This window comes from Streptomyces sp. NBC_01314 (assembly GCF_041435215.1).
Classification (GTDB): Bacteria; Actinomycetota; Actinomycetes; order Streptomycetales; family Streptomycetaceae; genus Streptomyces.
Genome location: NZ_CP108394.1, coordinates 9,970,680 through 9,990,894 on the forward strand (window position 1 = coordinate 9,970,680; position 20,215 = coordinate 9,990,894).

A 20,215-nucleotide genomic window follows, 5' to 3' on the forward strand; every position below is an offset into this window, starting at 1 on the left:
CAGGAAAACAGGCCCCATGCCCGATGTCCTCGTACTCGTCGACCACGACGGGGAACGTGTCAACAAATCAACATATGAACTCCTGGCTGCCGCGCGGCGGCTGGGAGACCCGGCCGCCGTCGTCGTGGGCACTCCCGGCACGACGGCGCGCCTCAGCAAGTCCCTCGCCCGTTACGGCGCCGTGAGCGTCCACGCGGCGGAGTCCACCGAAGCGGCCGAGTTCCTCGTCACGCCCGCCGTGGACGCCCTGGAGCTCGCGGTGCGTGAAACCTCTCCCGCCGCCGTGCTGGCTTCCGCGACGACGGACGGCGGGGAGGTGGCGGCGCGCCTGGCCGCGCGGCTGGAGGCCGGGTTGCTCATCGACGCGGTCGACCTGGACGCCTCTGGTGTGGTCACTCAGATCGTCTTCGGGGGCTCGTACACCGTGCGCTCCCAGGTCACCCGCGGCATGCCGGTGGTCACCGTGCGCCCAGGGGCCTTCGAGCCGGAGGAGAATCCCGGCGGGGCCGTGGAGCGGACACTGACCCTGCCGACCGTCGATCCCACGACCTCCGCCCGTGTCACGGACCGGCGCGCCGCAACCGCGGGCGACCGGCCCGGGCTCACCGAAGCCGTCGTCGTCGTCTCCGGAGGCCGTGGTGTCGGAGGAGCGGACGGCTTCGAGGTGGTGGAGGAGCTGGCGGACGCCTTCGGAGGCGCTGTGGGCGCCTCGCGTGCCGCGGTGGACGCCGGCTACTACCCGCACCAGTTCCAGGTCGGGCAGACCGGCAAGTCCGTCTCCCCTCAGCTGTACATCGCCCTGGGCATCTCCGGGGCGATCCAGCACCTCGCCGGGATGCAGACGTCCAAGACGATCGTCGCGGTCAACAAGGACCCGGAGGCACCGATCCTCGACCTCGCCGACTACGCCGTGGTGGGCGACCTGTTCGCAGTGGCACCCCGGCTCACGCAGGAAGTCGCCGTCCGCCGCGCCCTCGGTTGAGGGTGCCGCGCAGCCGGAACGTGCTGTAGAGCAAATGCTGAATGCCCGGCAGGGGCGGCCGACGGCCGCCCCTGCCGGGCATTCAGCGAGAAACGCCCTCTCGGCGGCTCAGGCCGCCTGGTAGCTGAAGAACCCCTGTCCCGACTTACGGCCCAGCCGGCCCGACTCGACCATGCGGCGCAGCAGCGGGGGAGGCGCGTACAGCGGTTCGCGGTACTCCTCGTACAGCGCCTCGCCTATCGCCGCCACGGTGTCGAGACCGATGAGGTCGGCGAGGCGCAGCGGGCCCATGGGGTGGGCGCAGCCGGCGGTCATCCCTGTGTCGATGTCCTCGGCCGTCGCCGTGCCGGAGCTGACCATCCGTACTGCTGCCAACAGGTAGGGAACCAGGAGGGAGTTCACCACGAAGCCGGCGCGGTCCTGCGTGACGATGGTCTTCTTGCCCAGGGTCTCGTCGGCGAAGGCACGCACGCGCAGTTCCGTGGCCTTCGAGGTGTGCAGCGAGGGGATCACCTCGACCAGCGGCATGACAGGGACTGGGTTGAAGAAGTGCAGGCCGACCACCGACTCGGGTCGGCCGGTCGCGGCCGCGAGCCGGGCGATGGGGATCGAGGAGGTGTTGCTGGCCAGCACGGCGGTCGGATCGGTGACCACCTCGTCCAGCTGCCGGAACAGAGCCGTCTTGGCCTCCTCGTCCTCCACGGCCGCCTCGATCACCAGGTCCGAGCCGGACAGGCGGGAGAGATCGCCGGTGACTGATACCCCGGCCAGCGCGTGGGCGCGGGCCTCCGAGGTGATGGCGCCGCGCTTCTCGGCCTTGAGCAGGGAGTCCGCCACGCCGGCCAGACCGGCGCGTGCCCTGTCCTCCGTCACGTCGCACAAGGTGACGCGCAGGCCGGCCCGGGCGCAGGCCTCGGTGATGCCCCGGCCCATCTGCCCGGCGCCGACGACGCCCACGTGCCTGATCGATGTCATGCGTTCCTCCGTCTGTCCTTCTCCGTCCGGCGACAGCCGACGGAAACGCTGCCACGCTCTGTGGTGCAATGTTGAGCCTAGGCCGGTCGCACCCCATCTGACCTGCTCAGACGGTGCGTTTCCCGCGTACAAAGATGCGTCGGTTCGTTGCCGCCCACGGTGCGGCGAGGAAGCCACGCCGACAAGATCAGGGGTGGGCGAGAGTGGTCCGAGGCATCCAGCACAGGCCGCGGATCGTGAACCTCGCCCTTTGCCGACCGCCGGCCGGGACACCGCGGCTTCAGCCGGAGGCGACCGTGGCGGCAGCCGCCTCCCGCAGACGGCGGATCACGCCGCGCACGGCGGGCGAGGTCTCGCCCTTGCGGTAGGCACCGACCAGTCGAGTGGTCAGCGGTACGTCCGCCAGCGGGCGGTAGGCCACCCCAGGGATCTGCACGCGGCGCAGCGAATCGGGGACCAGGGCCACCGCGAGACCGCCTCCCACCAGTGTCAGAGCCGCGATGAAGTCCCGCACCGGGGGAGCGCACCGCGGGCTGAATCCGCCCCGTTCCGCCACCTCCAGGATCTGGTCCCGGCAGCCGTACTCCTCGTCGAAGTGCGGGGCGACGAACTGTTCGTCGCGCAGCTTCGCCGCCGGTACCGCCTCGTACGCCGCCAGCGGTGCGTCGGCCGGCAGCGCCAGGACGACATCCTCGGTGAGCAGACAGGTGGCCGTGACCTCGGGCGGATACTCCGGCCTCCAGCGCAGGAACCCGACGTCGATGTCCCCGCAGGCCAACGCCTCCAGCTGCGCCGGTGTCTCCAACTCACGTACCTGCAGGGTGAGTTGCGTGCCTGGAGCCGCGCAGCGGGTGAGGACGTCGGTCAGCACTCCGGAGAACGCGGCCGAGGCGACGTACGCGATCTGGGCGTGCCCCAGCTCCCCGCGACCGGCACGTCGGCCCACGGCCTCGGCCCGCGCGACCTGGGCGAGGGTCAGCCGCGCCTCTTCGAGGAACAGCTGCCCGGCGCTGGTCAGCGCCGGGCGGGTGCGTCGTCCGCGGTCGATCAGGCGGACGCCCAGGTGCGTCTCCAGCGCCCTGATCTGGGCGCTGAGTGCCGAGGGAGCGAGATGCAAGCGGTCCGACGCCCGCGCGAAATGCAGTTCCTCCGCGACGGTGACGAACGATTCCAGCCAGCGCAGTTCCACCGGCTCCTCCGTCCTGCTGGGCTTGTTCCGGGGCGAGCACCGGCCGAGCGTACTGCCGGTGGGGCTGGACACCCCGCGGCGGCGTCAGGGCAGAACAGGACCGCCGCGGGGCGAGTACGGTGCGCCGTGGTTCAGGGGATGACGACGTAGTTGCTGAATCCGCCGTCGCGGTCCTCCAGACCCGAGATCGCCTCGTTGACCCTGGCCAGGGGGAAGGGCTTGGCCTGCAGGTAGGACAGGTCCAGGGCGCCTGTGGCCACCATGGCGGCGAGTTCCTGCCCCTGCGCGGTGCTGAACCAGTTGGAGCCGATCAGCTGGACCTGCTCGTCCATGAGCCACTTCACGTCCACGGGCAGCCGGTCGGCCACACCGCCGACGTTGACCACCTTGCCGCCCCTGCGGACACCCTGCATGGAGTCGAGCATCGTCTCCACCGGAGCCTTGGCGCCCAGCGCGCTGATCACGTAGTCCGCGCCCTCGCCGCCGGTGCGGGACTTCGCCCACTCACCGGTGGAGCCGTCACCCAGCCGGAAGACCTCGACCCGCTCCGGGTCCAGTTCCTTGACACGCTTGAGGAGTTCCTCGTTGCGACCGGTCCCGAGGACCCGGGCGGCACCGGACGCCAGAGCGAGCACGGTGGACGCGACACCGAGGGTGCCCGTGACCCCGTCGACGAGGGCGACCTGACCGGGGCCGGCGGCGGCGTTCTTGAGGGCGCCGTAGGACGTGCCGATGTAGCCCAGCTTGCCGGCCTGCTCGAACGTCATGTTGTCCGGGAGGTTGACGATCGAGTGCTGCGGGGCGGTCATGTACTCTGCGAAGCCGCCGTAGGGGTAGAGGTCGAAGATCCGCTGGCCGTCACGTGAGGTGCTGAAGTAGCCGTTCAGCGTGAAGTAGCGGCACCGGCTCAGTTCACCGCCCCGGCAGACCTGGCAACTTCCGCAGGAACGCAGGGGGTTGACGTACACCCGGTCACCCGGCCTGGTGTGCAGCACGGCCTCACCGACCGCTTCGACCACGCCTGCGGCGTCCAGGCCGAAGATGGCGGGGAACTTCGGCAACGGCTGGTGCGGGAACCAGGTGGGCCAGTTGTTGATCACGTTGGCCATGTTCGGCACGATCCCGCACGCCTTCACCCGTACCAGTACGTCGGTCGGGCGCGGCGTGGGCACGTCGATCGTGTCCACCGACATCGGCTCACCGAGCGCGTGCAGTCGTGCAGCGAGCATTTTCGCCATGGAAATACTCCTTGGAACTGCTCCGTCCCGGGGCGGCCGGGGGCGGAGACATCAAGAATTCCCTACGAATGGGGAAAAGGGTTCGGGTAGTTGTCCTCAAGGTCGATGCCGAGCAGTCCCATGATGCGGACGCCGGAGTTGTACCAGGCGATGGACAGCGACAGTTCGACCATCTGTTTGTCCGTCAGGTGGTCGGCGGCGGCACGCCAGGTGTCCTCCGAGACGTCGACCTGGAGTGTGGACTCCTTGGCGAGGCGCATCACCGCCTTCTCCGTGTCGTCGAACAGACCGGACGACTCGAAGTCGGCCACCGTCGCGAGCTGTTCCTCGGTGAGCCCGGCCTTGAGTCCGTGCGACTGGTGATGCGCGACCTCGTACGCCGACCCGGTCGCGTATCCCACGGTCAGGATGGCCAGCTCCCGCAGCCTGGGGCTGAGGTCGGCGGCCCGCAGCGAGTTGGCGTAGGTCAGGAAGGCGTCCAGCTGGGTGGGCGCGTGGGTCAGGGCGAGGAAGATGTTCGCCGTCGGTACCTTGCGTTCGGTTTCCAGCCGGTCGTACAGGGGCTTCCGCGACTCGTCGGCGTCCTCGCGGCGCAGATAGGGCACTCGTGCCATGGTGTCTCCTCGGGGGACGGAATGATCAGCGGGTGGACTGGGACTGTTCGAGCAGGAACCGCTCCAGCGACATGGGCTTCGGCGGCTCGGCCGGCGGAATCTGCTCGACCCCCACGAAGGGCGACGCCTCGAAGTACCACTTCTCCAGCGCGGGGAGGCCCCAGCGGGCGTTGGTGCTCAGCGATCCCGCGTCCCAGCGCACCGGCTCGATCTCGGTGTCGATCGTCTGGTAATGGCTGTTGAAGACCTCCACCCGGTGCCCGTCGGGGTCACGGAGGTAGGCGAACAGCATCCCGCCCGGCCCGTGACGCCCGGGGCCCCGCTCCACACCCTCGCCGTAGCCGTGGATGCCCGCGAAGTCGCAGGCGGTGAAGATGTCGTGGCTCTCGGAGACGGTGTACGCGAAGTGGTGCAGGGCGGGGCCGGTGTTCTCGACGATCGCCAGGTCCAGGCAGGTGCCCTTCCTGTACATGAACGCGCCCAGCAGCTTGTCGCCGTGCGCCAGGTACTCGGAGTTGCGGAAGCCGAGTTCGCCGTAGAACGCGCACAGCTCATAGGTGTCGGGCGCGAAGGTCTGGAAGTGATCGAGCCGCTGCGCGTGCGCGCCCTTGTGGAGCTGGAAGTCGATGTGCAGCCTCGGCCGGGTCTCCATGTGCGCGCAGAGTTCGAGCGGCGTGCCGATGGGGTCGCTGACGTGCAGGGTGCGGCCCTGGTACGGGACGTCGACCCACTCGGCGGGCAGCCCCCGCCCACGGAACCAGTCGTACGCGATGTCGAGGTCCTCGTCGAAGAAGACCCGGAAACCGATCCTCCCGCAGGAGCCCGCGCCCTCTTCGTCCAGCTCCAGAACGAGGCTGTGGTGGCAGGCTTCCGACAGCCCGCGGAGGTAGCAGGTGCGCTCGTCCTCGTCACTGACGACGAGCCCCAGCACGTTCACGTAGAAGTTCCGGCTCTCGGCCAGATCGGCCACGGTGAGCCGGACATGGCTGGAGCGGGTGATGTTGAAACTCGGGCGCAGATTGACGGGTGGCAGCATGCTGGTCTCCGTGCTCGGATCGGCTCTGGATTTCGCTGACTTTAATACTCAGGCCCTTTTTCGCCTTGACTGTAAGGGCCTCGGATTTATGGCTTGGCCGTGAAGGCTCCGGCTCCGGCGAATGTGAAGGCGGACCACCCGCTGAATTCCGCGGATTCACCGAGGGACTCCTCGATGCGCAGAACCTCATTCCACTTGGCCATGCGCTCGGAGCGGGTGAACGAGCCCACCTTCAGCTGCCCGGCGTCCCAGCCGACGCTCAGATGGGCGATGGTGACGTCCTCGGTCTCGCCGGAACGCGCCGAGACGATCGTGCCGAAGCCGGCTTCCTTTCCGGCCCGCAGTGCCTGGAACGCCTCCGTGACAGTCCCGGCCTGGTTCGGTTTGACGAGGACGGCGTTCACCGCGCCGCCGCTCGCCGCGGCCTCCACGCGCTTGGCGTTCGTGACCAGGTAGTCGTCGCCGATCACCTGGCAGCGCCGGCCGTAGCGCCGGGTGAACTCCAGCATGCCGTCATGGTCGTCCTCGCCCACCGGGTCCTCGACGGACAGGATCGGGTACTGCTCGATCCAGTCGCCGAGCATGTCGATCAGGGCTTCGGTGTCGAGCGTGCGGTCGTCCAGGGCGAGCGTGTACCGTCCGCCGCTGCCGAACTGCGACGCCGCGACGTCCAGCGAGATCCCCACCTCGGTCGAGGGAGCGAAGCCCGCGGTCACGATGGCGCGGGTCAGCATCTCCAGAGCCTCCTCGTTGGAGTCGAAGGCGGGCCAGAAGCCGCCCTCGTCGGCCACGCCCTGGGCCTTCCTCGCGGCACGCATCAGGCTTCCGGCCGCCCGGTAGATCTCCGCGGTCCAGTCCAGGGCCTCGGAGAAGCTCGCTGCCGCCGGGCACATCACCATGAAGTCCTGCACGTCGACCCGGCGGTCCGCGTGGGCGCCGCCGCCGAAGATCTGGATCTCCGGCAGCGGGATACGGACAGGGCGTTCGCCCGCCAGGTGCTTCCACAGTGGTACGCCCGCCGAAGCGGCGGCGGCGTGCAGGACGGCCATGGAGGTGGCCACGAGCGCGTTGCCGCCGAGACGGCCGCGGTCCGGGGTTCCGTCGAGGTCCACCAGAAGCCGGTCGACGGCTTCCTGGTCACTCGCGTCACGGCCGGCGAGGGTGGGCGCGATCTCGTCGTTCACCGAGCCCACCGCGTGCTGGACGTCGAGTCCGCCGAAGCGGCTGCCGCCGTCGCGCAGGTCGAGCGCCTCGCCCTGGCCCGTCGAAGCCCCCGCCGGCGCGATGGCCAGCCCGACCGCGCCGTCCGCGAGGTGCACCTCGACCTCGACGGTCGGCCGACCGCGTGAATCCCACACTCTGCGGCCGTGGAGCTTGGCGATCCGCGCGTCTGTCATGGCGGTGCAACCTTTCGGAGTTCGGACGATCGGGGTGATGGCCGGGATGCCCGTGCCTGGCATCGGGGGCGGGGCGTCCGCACGGCCGAAGGCGTACGGAGGTCGTCACGGACGAACGAGCGCGGGCGGAGCCCGAGGGGGCGTCACCAGGATCGATACGAGAGCGCCGCGAGCGAGCGAAGGGGCGTACCACTCGCTTCGTCGCCGTGCTGACGCTTCATCGCTGTGCTAACGATAGCGCAATCGTGCGAACTGTCCATGGCGATGTCAAGGGGCAGGTTGCCCTTCGGTCCTTGTCGGTCTGCCGGGTGACTCTGCCCTTTGGCTCGCACTGGAGTGAATGCTATCGTTCGCACGATCCTGCTCCGGCAAGGACTCCGGCGGGCCCGCGCGCTTCCTGGACGGACGGACAGCACAGGAGGGGGCGGGCCCGCCGGGCCGGATCGCGGCCGAAAGGAAAGTGAGCCCGATATGGCAACCGAGCCCTCTGTGGCGCCGATGACACTCACCACTGTGGTGGCCAGCACGCGTCCCGGGCGGGTGGGAAGGTCCGTCGCGGACTGGTTCACCACCCGGGCCGCGGAGTGCGACCAGTTCGAGTCGCACACCGTCGACCTGCGGGAACTCGCCCTTCCCTTCTTCGACGAGCCGCATCCGCCCGCCCTGCGGCAGTACACGAAGAGCCACACCCGCCAGTGGAGCCGGATCGTCGAGGTGTCGGACGCGTTCGTCTTCGTCACCCCCGAGTACAACGGCGGCTTCCCCGCCCCTTTGAAGAACGCGTGGGACTACCTCGTCGTGGAGTGGCAGCACAAGCCGGCCGCGTTCGTCAGCTACGGAGGCGTCTCGGCGGGCACCCGGGCGGTGCAGATGGGCAAGCAGGTCGTGGCGAACCTCAGGATGCTGCCGATCGGCCCGACCGTGAGCATCCCGTTCGTCAACGAACTCGTCGAGGACGGCGCTTTCCGGCCCGGCAAGATCCACGAGGCCGCGGCCGAGCAGGTGCTCGACGAACTCGTGCGTACCGCCCGCGTCATGCGCCGACTGCGCGGCGGAACGTACTGAACCGACACCACCACCGCCGGATTCGGCGGGGCTCACGCGGCAGGCGCCCGAAAGCGTGTGTTCCGGCGCCTGCCGCGTATACGTATGCGGGTGCGGGTGCCCCTGGTTCAGCGGGACCTGGACGAAGTCTTTCCGCCGGGCGATGCCGTGCTGCCGCGCAGGATCAGTGATCCGGGGGAGATCGATGTGTACGGGCCGTCGTTGCCCGGCTTGGTCTTGAGGCGACGCATCAGCCACAGCGCGCAGCCCGTGGCCATCTCCTGGATGGGCAGGCCGATCGTGGTGAGTCCGGGACCCCACCAGGAAAACCCCGGCTCGTCTCCGAACCCGATCACGGAGAGTTCCCCGGGCACCTTCACGCCCTGCTCGGACAGTTCTTCCAGGACCCCCCGGGTGAGCTGGATCGATCCCAGCACGAGGGCGGTGGGCGCGTCCGGGTCCTTCAGCAGCCGGCGCATCGCCTGGCGGCCGTGGTCCACGGACGACGGCGGTCCCAGCTCCGTGCGGCCGGCGTCGTCCGGCAGGCCGCCTTCGCGCAGGGCGCTGCGGAAGCCGCGCAGACGTTCCGCGCCTGTGGGAAGTTCCTCGGGGCCGCCCAGGTATGCGATACGCGTGTGGGCCTGGGCCACCAGGTGAGCCGTGGCCTGGCGCAGCGCCTCGTGGTCGTCCACGCCGAACCACTGGGAGCCGAGCGAGGGGTGGCGGCGCAGCAGCTGCAGGTGCGGCACCGTGCGCAGGAGCTTGACGGAGTCGTTGTGCGGGCGTGCGGTGGGCACGATGATGACGCCTGCCACCCGGGTCGCGGACAGCTCCCGCAGATGGCGCAGCTCCACCATCCGGTCGTCGTCGGTCTCCGCGAGCATCAGCTGGAAGCCCTCGGCCTCCATGTTCTTGGACAGCTCGTGCGCGATGGTCGAGTAGAAGCTGTTGCGGATGTCCGGGATCACCAGCGCGACGACGTTGCTGGAGGCTCCGCGCATCATCCGGGCCGCGCGGTTGCCGACGTATCCCATCTCGGAAGCGGTCCGGCGGACCCTGAACTTGGTCTCCTCGCTGATGCGGGGATCGTCGGCGAGAGCACGGCCGACCGTCGAGACGGAGACGCCGAGGCGTTCGGCGATGTCTTTGGTCGTGATCACGTAAAGAGCCCCCTCGGTCTGGCTGATCCCGTGTCGTCACTTTCCGTGTGCCAACGATAGCGCTTGTGTTGCGCTCCGCAGTCAGGGGGAAGGGGTCGCGAGATCGATCATTCCTTGCGTGCTAACGTTAGCATTGGTGGATGGGTCATGCGGCCGTATTCGGCTGCCTAGTTGCGGAGGTTTCCGTGCGGATCATCAGGTATGCCGTCGGCGGTGTGTGTCACTACGGAGAACTCGTATCCGGTGACGCCGGGATCGCGAGATTCGAGGGGGATCCCTTCATCGGGCTGTTCCCCGCCGGGCACGTCGACGAAATCGGCGACGTAGTCATTCTCCCGCCGCTCGAACGGCCCCGGATCTTCGGATTCGCCTACAACTACGCCTCGCACGTGGACGAGACCGACCGTGAGCTTCCGGAAGTTCCTGTGTGTTTTATGAAGCCGAGCACCGCGGTGGTAGGTCCGGATGATGCCATCGTCTATCCGGCGGATGGTGAACTGGTCCATTTCGAAGGCGAGTTGGTCGTCGTCATCGGAAAGGAAGCCCGCCATGTGAAGCCTGCCGATGCCCACGAGTACATCCTCGGTTATACGTGCGGCAATGACGTCAGCGACCGCGTCATCCAACGCAGGGAAAGCGCGTACGGCACGCTTCTCATCGGCAAGGGGCAGGACACCTTCGCTCCCCTCGGGCCGGTGATCGAGACCGAACTCGACCCCTCGGCGCTGTCGCTGACGACCCGTGTGAACGGTGCCGTCATGCAGTCGGCGAGCACGGCGGACCTGCTGCTCGGCGTTCCCGACATCGTCAGCTACCTCAGCCGCCATCTGACGCTGCTGCCCGGAGACGCGATCATGACCGGCACGCCGTCAGGTGTCGGGCCGATCCGTCCGGGAGACGTGGTCGAGGTGGAGATCGAGGGCATCGGCGTTCTGCGTAACCCGGTGGTGGCCGAGAGTCCCTGACCCCGCGCGCCCATCGGGCGACCGCGTACAGGGGCCTGCCCACCGCTCGGCGGTGGGCAGGCCCCTGTGGAATGTCCGGGGGGTGTCCCCGCGCCCCCGTGAGGGGCGCGGGGCTGTGACATGTGCGGCCGGGCCGCGTGGGCGCGGCCGGCCCCCACCGGCCAGCAGGCCTAGCGGAGTGCTTGGCGGGCCGCGTTGTTGAACTGTGAGGTGCGGACGAAGGCCAGGGCGGCGACGCCCACCAGCGGCAGGACCGTGACCTGCACCAGCCCGGCCCGGGTCCAGCCGAAGGAGTCCACCAGGGCGGCGAAGAGCAGTCCTGAGAACGCCGCCGGTCCGTAGTAGCTGGTGACGAAGAGGCCGGAGGCGCGTCCGATCTGCCCGGGGCGGACGGCACGCTGTATCGCGCTGTTGGTGTTGGGGTAGATGAAGCCCAGCCCGAAGGCGCCCATGAGGAAGGCGAACAGGCACTGCACGCCTATGGCGGCCTGCGTCGTGTAGATGCACACGCTGATGGCCGAGACGGCCAGCAGGCTCAGGATCAGCAGGTTGCGCTGGTTGAAGCGGTCGCCGAGCCAGCCGCCGAACACGGCCGTCATGCCGCCGAAGCCGAGGAAACTCATGGCCAGTGCGGCCTGCCCGGCGGTGTAGTGCAGCGAGGTGATGAGGAACGTCGGGTAGAGGCCGAGGAACCCGTAGAGGGCCACGCCGCTGACGACCGAGTGCACGGCGAGTGCGACGGTGTTGCGGTTGTAGGCGGAGGCCGGCATGTACTCGTAGGTCCTGGTCGAGGCGACCTTCTCGGCGGTGTGCTCGGTCAGGCCGGCCTTCACGAGGAACAGGGAGGCGACGGCGATCAGCAGCCCCGCCGCGCCGAACAGGTAGAAGGGCGAGTGCCAGGTGCCGTGCGTGCTCATGAGCTGGACGCCGATCAGCGGGGCCATGAACACGCCGACCGAGTAGCCCACGCCGATGATGCCGAAGGCGAGGCCGCGCCGGTGGGCGAAGAAGGCGCCGATCGCCGCGAAGATGGCGGCGGACTGCATGCCCTCACCGAAGCCCGAGACGACCCGGTACAGGGTCATGTCGGCGAAACCGGTCGCCAGTGGCGTGGCCATCGTGCCCAGGGAGTAGATCACGATGCTGGCCACCAGCACGGTCTTGCGGCGGAAGCGGTCCAGGAGGTAGCCCGCGGGAAGGCCGGCCAGGGCCATGCCGAGGGTGAAGTTCGTCGCCAGCAGCCCGCCCTGCTCCAGGGAGAACCCGTACTCCTCACGGATGTTGGGCAGCAGGGGAGGGAAGACCTGACGGTCCATGGCGTTGACCATGTAGGAGAGGACGATCACCAGGAAGCCCAGGCCGATCATGGGGCGGGAAAGGGAGGGCCGGTTGCCTTCCTGTGTTTCACCGGCGGGCACCGCACTGGTGTCGACTTGCGCTGCGTGAGTCATAGCGGCTCCTGAGGAGGAATGGGCCACGGCGGACCGCGGCGGTTCCACCGCCGTACGGGGCCGTACGGGCGATGAAGAGAAGCGGTGAGCTGAACACGGACTCGAGCCGACGACGGCGATGTGGTCGTCGACTGGGGGAATGAGGGCGACGGCCTGCCGCGCGGTCGGACACCGCATGCGGAATTCAGCCGTATATCGCCCGTCGGGACGTCCGTGGCTATGGCGTCTTCGACAGCCGGACTTCGTGTGGACACTTGTCGGTCACACGGTCGGCGCTGGCTGAAACCATGAAGGGAACCAGCGGGCGCGTCAAGATGTGCACACGGTTTTCTTGGGCGCCTCATGTTTTCCCCTGGCGGGCAGGGCGCCCTCGCTCTGAAATGGGCCCAGCGGTGGGATGGCGACGACCAGGTGTACGTCGCACCCTTGCGCACTCTTGACGTGCCGAAGGTTCTGAATGCTATCGTTAGCACTGCGTGGCTGTGACAAAGTGATGCGACGTGTCCTGGTATCCCGTGATCCGTTCCAGGGACGTACCGCGGTGCCTGCCCCGACCACAAGTCGGCGAGCGCCGACGAGCCCAGTGACCCCTCCGACCCGCCCAAGGCGGTCGACGGCCCATCGGACGTGCCGTCGACCGCCGTTCCGGGTGGCGATCAAACCCGCTCACCGGACGCGACCGGGCGCGACGCCCGCCCGTCCGCCGCGGCCGCACGAATCTGCGAGGACGACCTGTCATGAACCAATCGAGCCGCCCAGGCACCGTGCTGCTCACCGACTACGCCTGGCCCGACGACTCCGTGGAGCGATCCGTCATCGAGGAGGCGGGTCACACCCTGGTGACCGGCCCCGCCGAGCCCGCTTCCGCCGAGGCCGTCGAGGAACTGGTGGCCGAGCACCGACCCGCGGGGATCCTGACCTGCTGGGCACCCGTCTCCGCCACCGCGATCGGCACCTCGCCGGACCTGCGGATCGTGGCCAGGCTCGGCGTCGGCCTCGACAACATCGCCGTGGAGGCCGCCACCGACCGGGGCGTCTGGGTCACCAACGTGCCCGACTACTGCGTCGAGGAGGTCGCGGACCACGCCGTCGGCATGGTGCTGGCCTGGACACGCGGTCTGGCCCTGTTCGACCGGGACGTCCGTGCGGGCCGCTGGAACCCCGCAGGTGCGCGGCTGCGCCGGCTTTCGACACTGACCTGCGGTGTCGTCGGATACGGACGCATCGGACGCGCAACCGCCGGTCGACTCGGCGCGTTCGGCTGCCGGATCCTGGCCCACGACCCGTATCCGCCGAAGGACACCCCCGGAGTGCAGATGGTGGGCCTGGAGGAGCTGCTGCGCCGCAGCGACGTGGTGATCCTCCACGTGCCGCTCACACCCGACACCCACCACCTCATCGGAGCCGAACAACTGGCGCTGATGCGGCGGGGCGGCCTGCTGGTCAACGTCAGCCGGGGCGGTCTGGTGCACACCGACGCGGTGATCAAGGCGCTCGACAGCGGTCACCTGGACGGAGCCGCCCTCGATGTCCTGGAGAGCGAGCCGCACGTCCCCGACGGCCTGCTGGCGCAGCCGGGTGCGCTGTTCACCCCGCACGTCGCTTTCTCCTCCGACGCCTCGGTCACGGAGCTGCGCCGCCGCGCCGCCGAGGAGGTCGTACGGATTCTGGCGGGCCAGGCACCGGCCCACGCCCGCAACAGTCCTCGCGGTCTGCCCGCCGGGTCCGGTGGTCGGTGATGAACCAGCCCTCCGCGCCGATGAGCCCGCACACCGAGCCGGCCGACTTCCTGTTCGCCCAGAGGCTCGCCGAGCCGGGTGAGCCCGCGCGCTGGACGCCGCTGGCCGGTGGCGTCTCGTCCGACCTGTGGCGGGTGGACCTGCCGGGACGCTCCCTGTGCGTCAAGCGGGCCCTGGCCCGGCTGCGGGTCGCCGCCGACTGGGAGGCACCGGTGTCGCGCAACGCCTACGAATGGGCGTGGATGCGGTTCGCGTCCCGGCACCGGCCGGACAGTGTGCCGGAGCTGCTGGCCCACGACGTCGAGGCCGGCCTGTTCGCGATGGCGTTCCTGCCTCCCGAGCAGTACCCGGTGTGGAAGGCGCGGTTGTTCGGCGGCCGGGTGGAGGTGGCGACCGCCGCGGCCGTCGGAGAGCTGCTCGGCACCCTGCACGCCGCGAGCGCGGGCGATCCCACCCTCGCCGCGGAGTTCGCCACCGACGACAACTTCCACGCGTTGCGCATCGAGCCGTACCTGCTGGCCACCGCGGCGGCGCACCCCGACCTGAGCGACGTCCTTCAGGGCCTCGCCCACCGCACGGTCACGACCCGCCTGGCCCTGGTGCACGGCGACGTCAGCCCCAAGAACATCCTTGTCGGCCCGGCCGGGCCCGTGCTGCTGGACGCCGAGTGCGCCTGGTACGGCGACCCTGCCTTCGACCTGGCCTTCTGCGTCAACCATCTGCTCCTCAAGAGCCTGGTGATGCCGGGGCACCGAGCCGGTCTCCTCGACTCCGCCCGGGCGCTGACGGAGCAGTACGTCCGGTGCGTCGACTGGGAGCCCCGGCAGGCCCTTGAGGCGCGGGCCGCGGCACTGCTTCCGGCGCTGCTGCTCGCACGCGTGGACGGAAAGTCCCCGGCGGAATACCTGACGGACGACCGGCACCGGCTGTTCGTACGCACCGTGGCATCCGCCCTGCTGCGGGCGCCCGCCCCAACGGTGGCGGAGGCCCTGGACGCCTGGGCGACCGCGCTCGACGCCCCGGCCGGGCCCGGCAGCGGTCGGCCCCACTGACATCGACCGAACTGAGGGCTTCGTCGGGCCAGGTGGACCGGGCGGGTCCCATGGACTTGAACGAGGAGAGACGCATGCGCAGAGTCGTCACCGGCCATGACGAGAACGGCAGGTCGGTCGTCGTCAGCGACGGCCCCGTCCCGCGCAGCCGGGACTTCACCAGCCTCCCGGGCTGGGTCTCCCGCCTGCCGTGGGCCACCGAACCCGGCGCACAGGTCAGCCGGACCGGCGAGGACCCCACACCGAAGATCACCAGCCTCCTCCCGGCGCCCGGCGGCACGCGGTTCATCGTCCTGACCTTCCCGCCGGACACCGCGATGGCCGACCCGGCGTTCGACCCCATCGCCTTCGACCGGGAACAGCGGGCCGACTCGCCCGGTATCGCGGACCTCATGGAGCCCGACGGCATGCACACGACGCCGACCGTGGACTACGGCATCGTGCTGCAGGGCGACATCGTCCTCGAACTCGACAACGGCCACCGCACTCCCCTCTCGGCAGGGGACATCGTGATCCAGAACGGCACCCGCCACAGCTGGCGCAACCGCAGCGACCAGCCGGTCACCATGGCCTTCGTCCTCGTCGGCGCGGAGCGCGACGGCTGACAGGGGGCGGAGTGGTTCCCGGCCCGAAGCCGGCTTCGCCCTCTCCGCGTGAGGCGACCGCAGGGCGCACGACGGCGGGTGGGCGAAGGTCCGGGCCGACGAGCCACCGCTGCCCACGCTGCTCCAGAACTCGCGGGCGAGCGCCGAGCGGGGGTGGGTCCGCGCTCACCGCACGTGCGGATGTGAGCCCCACGGTGTCGACGACCCGTGGGGCTACAACCGTTCGCGGGAGTCGGCCGGAGCCGGACGCGTGTCAGTCGATGGTGTCCGGTCCGCCGGGTCCGGCGAGCGTCTTCTCGGCGTACTGGAGGAACGCGCGGGCCCGGTGCGTGGGGATGACGTGCGAGGCATGGGCGATCACGAGCTCGACATCGTCCAGCGGGTCGCTGAGCGGTACGGATGCCAGGGGGAGTCCTTCGACGCTGGTGTCGGTCGGCCAGGTCTGAATCAGCGTGGCGAAGCCGAGACCGCGGGCGACCATGCTGCGGACGGCTTCGATGCTCGAGGTCCGGTAGCGGATGTTCGGCCGTGCTCCGGCGAGGGAGAACCAGTGGTCGGCGTTCTGCTGGGCGGGCGGCTCCGCGTAGATGATCAGTGGCTCGTCCGCCAGTTCTGCGAGTGAGACGGACTCGCGCCCCGCCACGGCGTGGTCGGCGGCCACGATGACGTACGGACGGCTTGCGCGGAGCGTCGTACAGGACAGGCCGGCCTCGTCACCGAACGCGTACAACAAAGCGACATCGCATGAGCCCTTTACCAGGGCTTGCCTCATTTCGTTCTGCTGACCCTCGATCAGTTCCAGGTTTACCGCCGGGTGACGCCGGGTGAAACCGTCCACCAGGAGCGGGATCAGGAAAGGCGTCAAGGCCGCATAGCAGCCAACTGTCAAGCGGCCGGCCAGTTGACCTTCCTCGGCCTGGGCGCCGGCCGTTATCTCGTCGGCCTGAGTCAACATCGCCTGGGCACGTCCGAGGATCCGGCTGCCCGCCTCGGTGAGAGAGACCCCTTTCGCCCGACGTCGTATCAACAACTGCACGCCGAGGCGGCGTTCGAGGTCGGCGATCGCCGTGGAGATGCTGGCCTGGGAGGCATGGCACCGCACCGCCGCCGCGCTCATGGAGCCGGTGTCCGCCACAGCGACGAAGTATTCCAACTGGCGGAGGGAAAAATTTACTGCCATTTCTCTCCTACTGCTATGGGAACTCTCAATAAGCCTTATCGGAAAGTTCTGCTTTTCCTGGATGTGACGCAGATGTCATTCTAAGCCGCAGTTCACCCGTGGAAAAAGCTTGTTTTACGGGCAAGCCCAACGAGCGCTCAACGAGGAGACCTCCGTGACCACGCTTCTTGACCCCACCCGATCCACAGACCGAGGAATTGGCGGCAGCGTGCTCGACCGCGTCCGCGCGCTCCTTCCCGAGATCGCCGCACGCTCCGCCGAGGGAGAGGACGCCCGGGCCGTTCCGGTGGAGATCGTCGCCGCGCTGCGCGAGGCCGGTGTGTTCCGGATGGCCCTGCCCCGGGTGTGGGGCGGCGAACAGCTCGGGCTGCTGGAAGGCGCCCGGGTGGTACGGGAGATCGCCCGGGCCGACGGATCGACGGGCTGGACCGTCCAGGCCGCTTCGATGGCGTGGTTCTTCGTACGGTCGCTGCCCCGGGAGACGCTGGAGGAAGAGGTGTTCGCAGGCGGAGCGGATCCGATGCTCCGAGGAGCGGTGGCTCCGAAGGGGCTGGCTACGCCGGTGAACGGCGGTTACCGGATCAGTGGCCGATGGCCGCTGGCGAGCGGTCCGTTCACTCCGGACTGGATGCTCGGAGGTTTTCTGGTCGAAGGGGCGCCTCCGCTACCGGACGGCCGCCCGGACATGCGGGTCGCACTGCTGCGGCCCGAGCAGGTCACCTTCCTCGACACCTGGGACGCGGTCGGCCTGCGTGCCACCCAGAGCACGGACTTCACGATGGACGACGTCTTCGTACCCGAGCACCGCACGGGGCCGATGTTCGGGGGCAACAACATCCCCGCTCCCCTTTACGACCTGCCCTACTCACCCACCGGCGCCTCGCACGACGCCGTCATCCTCGGCGCCCTCGACGGGGCGCTCGACGATCTCGCCGAACTCGCCGCCACCAAGCGGCCGGCGTTCAACCCGAGGGCCCTCCTCGGTGAGGACCCGGTTTTCCAGGAGGAGTTCGCCGAGCTGCATCTGCGGGCCGGTGCTCTGGCTGCCCTGTCGGAACAGACCGGACGCATCGTCATGGACCGTGCCCTCAAGGGCGAGGCGCCCACCTCGACCGAGTGGTTCAGCTACAAGGGCACCACCCAGCACATCCACCACGAGGGCATCCGGATCCTCAACGAGATCATGAGCCTCTCGGGCAGCGCGGGCCTCTACAGCACGAGTCCGCTCCAGCGCCGCTGGCGCGACGTCCGCTGCGTCTCCCAGCACGTGGTCGGCAACACGGGCGCGATGCGGCAGCTCGGCGCGGTCCTGTCGGGCCAGAACTGACGCCCGGCAGCAGACACGACGAGCCGAGGCGGAGCCAGTGGCACGCGAGCACCACCCGCCCCCGCCCTCGCACGGCTCAGGCCCCGCACCTGTGACACCGAAACGGTTCCCGCCAGACCTCCAACTCCCTCCGAGGAATCGATGCATACGCCACTCAGTACCCGTCCTGCCAGCCCCCGTGATCCGCGCCGCGGCGCGGCCGCACCGCACACGCCGACACAGGAAGGGTGGACCTCGATGAGCTCTCTCGACGCGACACCGACCAGCTCTGCTCTGTTGCGCCAGGCTTACGGCTGCTTCCCCTCTGGGGTGACAGCCGTGTGCGCACTCGACTCCGGCAGCCCGGTCGGCATGGCCGCGAGCACGTTCACCCCGGTCTCCCTCTCACCCGCCCTGATATCGGTCTGCATGCAGGACACCTCCACGACATGGCCGAAACTGCGTCGGCGGAGCCATGTGGGCGTGAGTGTGCTCGCCCAGGGCCAGGACGCGATCTGCCGGTCGCTGGCCGGCAAGGAAAGCGACCGGTTCACGGGAGTCGACTGGGACGCCGATGACGACGGCGGCGTGTACATCCATGGCGCCGGCCTCTGGCTGAGCTGCTCACTGCACGCCGAGCTCCCCGGCGGCGACCACACGATCGTCCTCCTGGAAATCCAGGGACTGAAGGCCGAACCCGATCGTGAACCCCTGGTGTTCCACAACAGCAGGTTCCGAAGCCTGGCCGTCTCATAAGTCCCGCCCGTTGCGCGGGCTCGCGCGCCCATCTGCGGCCCCATGCAGTGGGGGCCACGTCGGCCGCAGGCGACGTCGGACCCTTCGCCTGCGGCCGTGACGATCATTGCGTCACCCCGGCCCGCCCTGGTCCCGCGCAATGAGCTCAACCGGGTTTCGTGCGGTCCTCAAGCCAGGCATTCTTCGTCTGCTTCTTCGTCCTGTCCACTCAGCCGACGACCGCCGCGCGTACGCACAACACGTCGGGCAGGTGTGACAGCAACTGCCGCCAGCTGTCGCCGTCGTCGGCCGACGCGTACAGCTCGCCGTTGCGGTTGCCGAAGTACACGCCCGCCGGGTCCGCGTCGTCCGTGCACATCGCGTCGCGCAGGACCGTGCCGTAGTGGTTCTCCGTCGGCAGTCCCGCCGACAGTGGCTCCCAGCTCCTGCCCGCGTCCGCGGTGCGGAAGACCCGGCAGCGGTGGTCGGCCGGGACACGGTCCGCGTCGGCGCTGATCGGGAAGACGTAGGCGGTGTCCCCGCGGTGCGGATGGGAGACCGCGGCGAACCCGAACGTGGAGGGCAGTCCCTCGCCGATGTCCTCCCAGTGCGCGCCCGCGTCGTCGCTGCGGTACACCCCCCAGTGGTTCTGCAGGTACAGCCGGTCGGGGGTCGCCGCGTCCCGGGTCACCTTGTGCACACACTGGCCGAACTCCGGGTTCGGGTCCGGCAGGAACACCGCGGAGACGCCGGAGTTGGAGGGCGACCAGCTCGCGCCGCCGTCCTCGGTGCGGAACACCCCGGCGGTGGAGACGGCCACGGTCACAGCGCGCGCGTCGCGCCGGTCGGTGAGGATCGTGTGCAACCCCTCGCCACCGCCACCCGGCACCCACCGGTCGCGGGTCGGGTGCTCCCACAGCGGCCGTACCAGCTCGAAGGTCTCCCCCCGGTCCTCGGAGCGGTAGAGCGCGGCCGGTTCCGTGCCCGCGTACACCACGTCCGGCTCGGCGGCGGACGGGTGCAACTGCCACACGCGCTCCAGCGAGGCCCCGGTGTCCTTGGGGAACTTGACGGCCGGACGGGTGGGTTCGGTCCAGGTGCGGCCGAGGTCGTCGGAGTGGAAGACCGAGGGGCCCCAGTGGGCGCTGTCGCCGCCGACGAGCAGCCGGGGGGTGTCCGTACGGGTGTCGATGGCGACCGCGTAGACGGCCTGCGCGTTGAAGTACGGAGTCTCGTCGAACTCCCAGGCGCCTCCGCGCCGCCGCCCGATGAACAGTCCCTTGCGCGTGCCCACCGTGAGCAGTACGTCAGCCATCTCGGCCACCTCCTGGACATCGTCGTCTCAGTCACGGGCCAGTCTGCACCCCACCACTGACAGTCACCCCTTGAGACGCCCTCGCCGCAGGTCAGCGGGCGTGGAAGCGGGTTGTGCACGGGGTTGGGACCGGCCGGGCCGGGCGGGGTGACCCACATCGCATGAGCAGCGGGAGGGCCGCCGCCGTATGGAAGAGCGGTCCGGCAGTCCTGCGTGTGCGAGGGAGGGTGCC

At 69.4% G+C, this 20,215-nt stretch carries 18 protein-coding genes; 8 read left to right on the plus strand and 10 right to left on the minus strand.

Annotated elements, in window-relative coordinates; genetic code table 11:
• The first annotated feature begins 16 nt into the window (after positions 1–16).
• Entirely contained in the window at positions 17–982 is a 966-nt protein-coding gene (locus tag OG622_RS43815) for an electron transfer flavoprotein subunit alpha/FixB family protein (RefSeq protein WP_371582508.1), read from the plus strand.
• Positions 983–1,090: 108 nt separating this feature from the next.
• On the opposite strand, the gene OG622_RS43820 is transcribed toward OG622_RS43815, so the two are convergent.
• The 6 genes from OG622_RS43820 to eno all read right to left on the minus strand — a co-directional run bounded on the left by OG622_RS43820 (position 1,091) and on the right by eno (position 7,431).
• Positions 1,091–1,957, minus strand: coding sequence for a 3-hydroxybutyryl-CoA dehydrogenase (locus OG622_RS43820; RefSeq protein ID WP_371582509.1), 867 nt, complete (start codon positions 1,955–1,957; stop codon positions 1,091–1,093).
• A gap of 280 nt (positions 1,958–2,237) precedes the next feature.
• Positions 2,238–3,146 carry a LysR substrate-binding domain-containing protein gene (locus OG622_RS43825; protein WP_371582511.1) on the minus strand — a complete coding sequence of 303 codons (909 nt, stop codon included), beginning with the start codon at positions 3,144–3,146 and terminating at the stop codon, positions 2,238–2,240.
• A gap of 131 nt (positions 3,147–3,277) precedes the next feature.
• Entirely contained in the window at positions 3,278–4,384 is a 1,107-nt protein-coding gene (locus tag OG622_RS43830) for an alcohol dehydrogenase catalytic domain-containing protein (RefSeq protein ID WP_371582513.1), read from the minus strand.
• Positions 4,385–4,446: 62 nt separating this feature from the next.
• Positions 4,447–4,998, minus strand: coding sequence for a carboxymuconolactone decarboxylase family protein (locus OG622_RS43835; RefSeq protein WP_371582515.1), 552 nt, complete (start codon positions 4,996–4,998; stop codon positions 4,447–4,449).
• Positions 4,999–5,023: 25 nt separating this feature from the next.
• On the minus strand, positions 5,024–6,034 hold the full coding sequence (locus OG622_RS43840) for a VOC family protein (protein WP_371582517.1): 1,011 nt from the start codon (positions 6,032–6,034) through the stop codon (positions 5,024–5,026).
• 86 nt (positions 6,035–6,120) lie between these two features.
• A complete protein-coding gene (gene eno / locus OG622_RS43845) occupies positions 6,121–7,431 on the minus strand; it encodes a phosphopyruvate hydratase (RefSeq protein WP_371582519.1) in 1,311 nt (436 codons plus the stop codon).
• A 498-nt stretch (positions 7,432–7,929) separates the two neighbouring features.
• Here eno and OG622_RS43850 point away from each other — a divergent pair, with 498 nt between their 5' ends.
• Positions 7,930–8,496, plus strand: coding sequence for an NADPH-dependent FMN reductase (locus tag OG622_RS43850; RefSeq protein ID WP_371582521.1), 567 nt, complete (start codon positions 7,930–7,932; stop codon positions 8,494–8,496).
• A 107-nt stretch (positions 8,497–8,603) separates the two neighbouring features.
• Here the strand turns inward: OG622_RS43850 and OG622_RS43855 are convergent, their stop codons facing one another.
• A complete protein-coding gene (locus tag OG622_RS43855; protein ID WP_371582523.1) occupies positions 8,604–9,635 on the minus strand; it encodes a LacI family DNA-binding transcriptional regulator in 1,032 nt (343 codons plus the stop codon).
• Between the two features lie 140 nt (positions 9,636–9,775).
• Here OG622_RS43855 and OG622_RS43860 point away from each other — a divergent pair, with 140 nt between their 5' ends.
• Entirely contained in the window at positions 9,776–10,600 is an 825-nt protein-coding gene (locus OG622_RS43860; RefSeq protein ID WP_371582524.1) for a fumarylacetoacetate hydrolase family protein, read from the plus strand.
• A gap of 170 nt (positions 10,601–10,770) precedes the next feature.
• Here the strand turns inward: OG622_RS43860 and OG622_RS43865 are convergent, their stop codons facing one another.
• On the minus strand, positions 10,771–12,051 hold the full coding sequence (locus tag OG622_RS43865; RefSeq protein ID WP_371582526.1) for an MFS transporter: 1,281 nt from the start codon (positions 12,049–12,051) through the stop codon (positions 10,771–10,773).
• Between the two features lie 737 nt (positions 12,052–12,788).
• On the opposite strand from OG622_RS43865, the gene OG622_RS43870 reads away from it, so the two are divergent.
• The 3 genes from OG622_RS43870 (at position 12,789) to OG622_RS43880 (ending at position 15,447) form a co-directional block, all read left to right on the plus strand.
• Positions 12,789–13,790 (plus strand): C-terminal binding protein, encoded by a 1,002-nt coding sequence (locus OG622_RS43870; RefSeq protein WP_371582528.1) that lies wholly within the window; start codon positions 12,789–12,791, stop codon positions 13,788–13,790.
• The gene (locus OG622_RS43875; RefSeq protein ID WP_371582530.1) at positions 13,790–14,842 is read left to right on the plus strand and encodes a phosphotransferase family protein; all 1,053 of its coding nucleotides are present in this window, start codon (positions 13,790–13,792) and stop codon (positions 14,840–14,842) included. The genes OG622_RS43870 and OG622_RS43875 overlap by 1 nt, the downstream gene beginning before the upstream one ends.
• Positions 14,843–14,916: 74 nt before the next feature.
• Positions 14,917–15,447 (plus strand): cupin domain-containing protein, encoded by a 531-nt coding sequence (locus OG622_RS43880; RefSeq protein WP_371582531.1) that lies wholly within the window; start codon positions 14,917–14,919, stop codon positions 15,445–15,447.
• Between the two features lie 253 nt (positions 15,448–15,700).
• Here OG622_RS43880 and OG622_RS43885 read toward each other — a convergent pair whose 3' ends face one another.
• Complete coding sequence (locus tag OG622_RS43885) at positions 15,701–16,627, minus strand: LysR family transcriptional regulator (RefSeq protein WP_371582532.1); 927 nt, start codon at positions 16,625–16,627, stop codon at positions 15,701–15,703.
• Between the two features lie 154 nt (positions 16,628–16,781).
• Between OG622_RS43885 and OG622_RS43890 the strand changes: the two genes are divergently transcribed.
• Positions 16,782–17,954 (plus strand): acyl-CoA dehydrogenase family protein, encoded by a 1,173-nt coding sequence (locus OG622_RS43890; protein WP_371582534.1) that lies wholly within the window; start codon positions 16,782–16,784, stop codon positions 17,952–17,954.
• A gap of 237 nt (positions 17,955–18,191) precedes the next feature.
• Entirely contained in the window at positions 18,192–18,689 is a 498-nt protein-coding gene (locus OG622_RS43895) for a flavin reductase family protein (protein ID WP_371582536.1), read from the plus strand.
• A gap of 208 nt (positions 18,690–18,897) precedes the next feature.
• On the opposite strand, the gene OG622_RS43900 is transcribed toward OG622_RS43895, so the two are convergent.
• Positions 18,898–19,983 (minus strand): WD40/YVTN/BNR-like repeat-containing protein, encoded by a 1,086-nt coding sequence (locus tag OG622_RS43900; RefSeq protein WP_371582538.1) that lies wholly within the window; start codon positions 19,981–19,983, stop codon positions 18,898–18,900.
• Positions 19,984–20,215 lie beyond the last annotated feature (232 nt).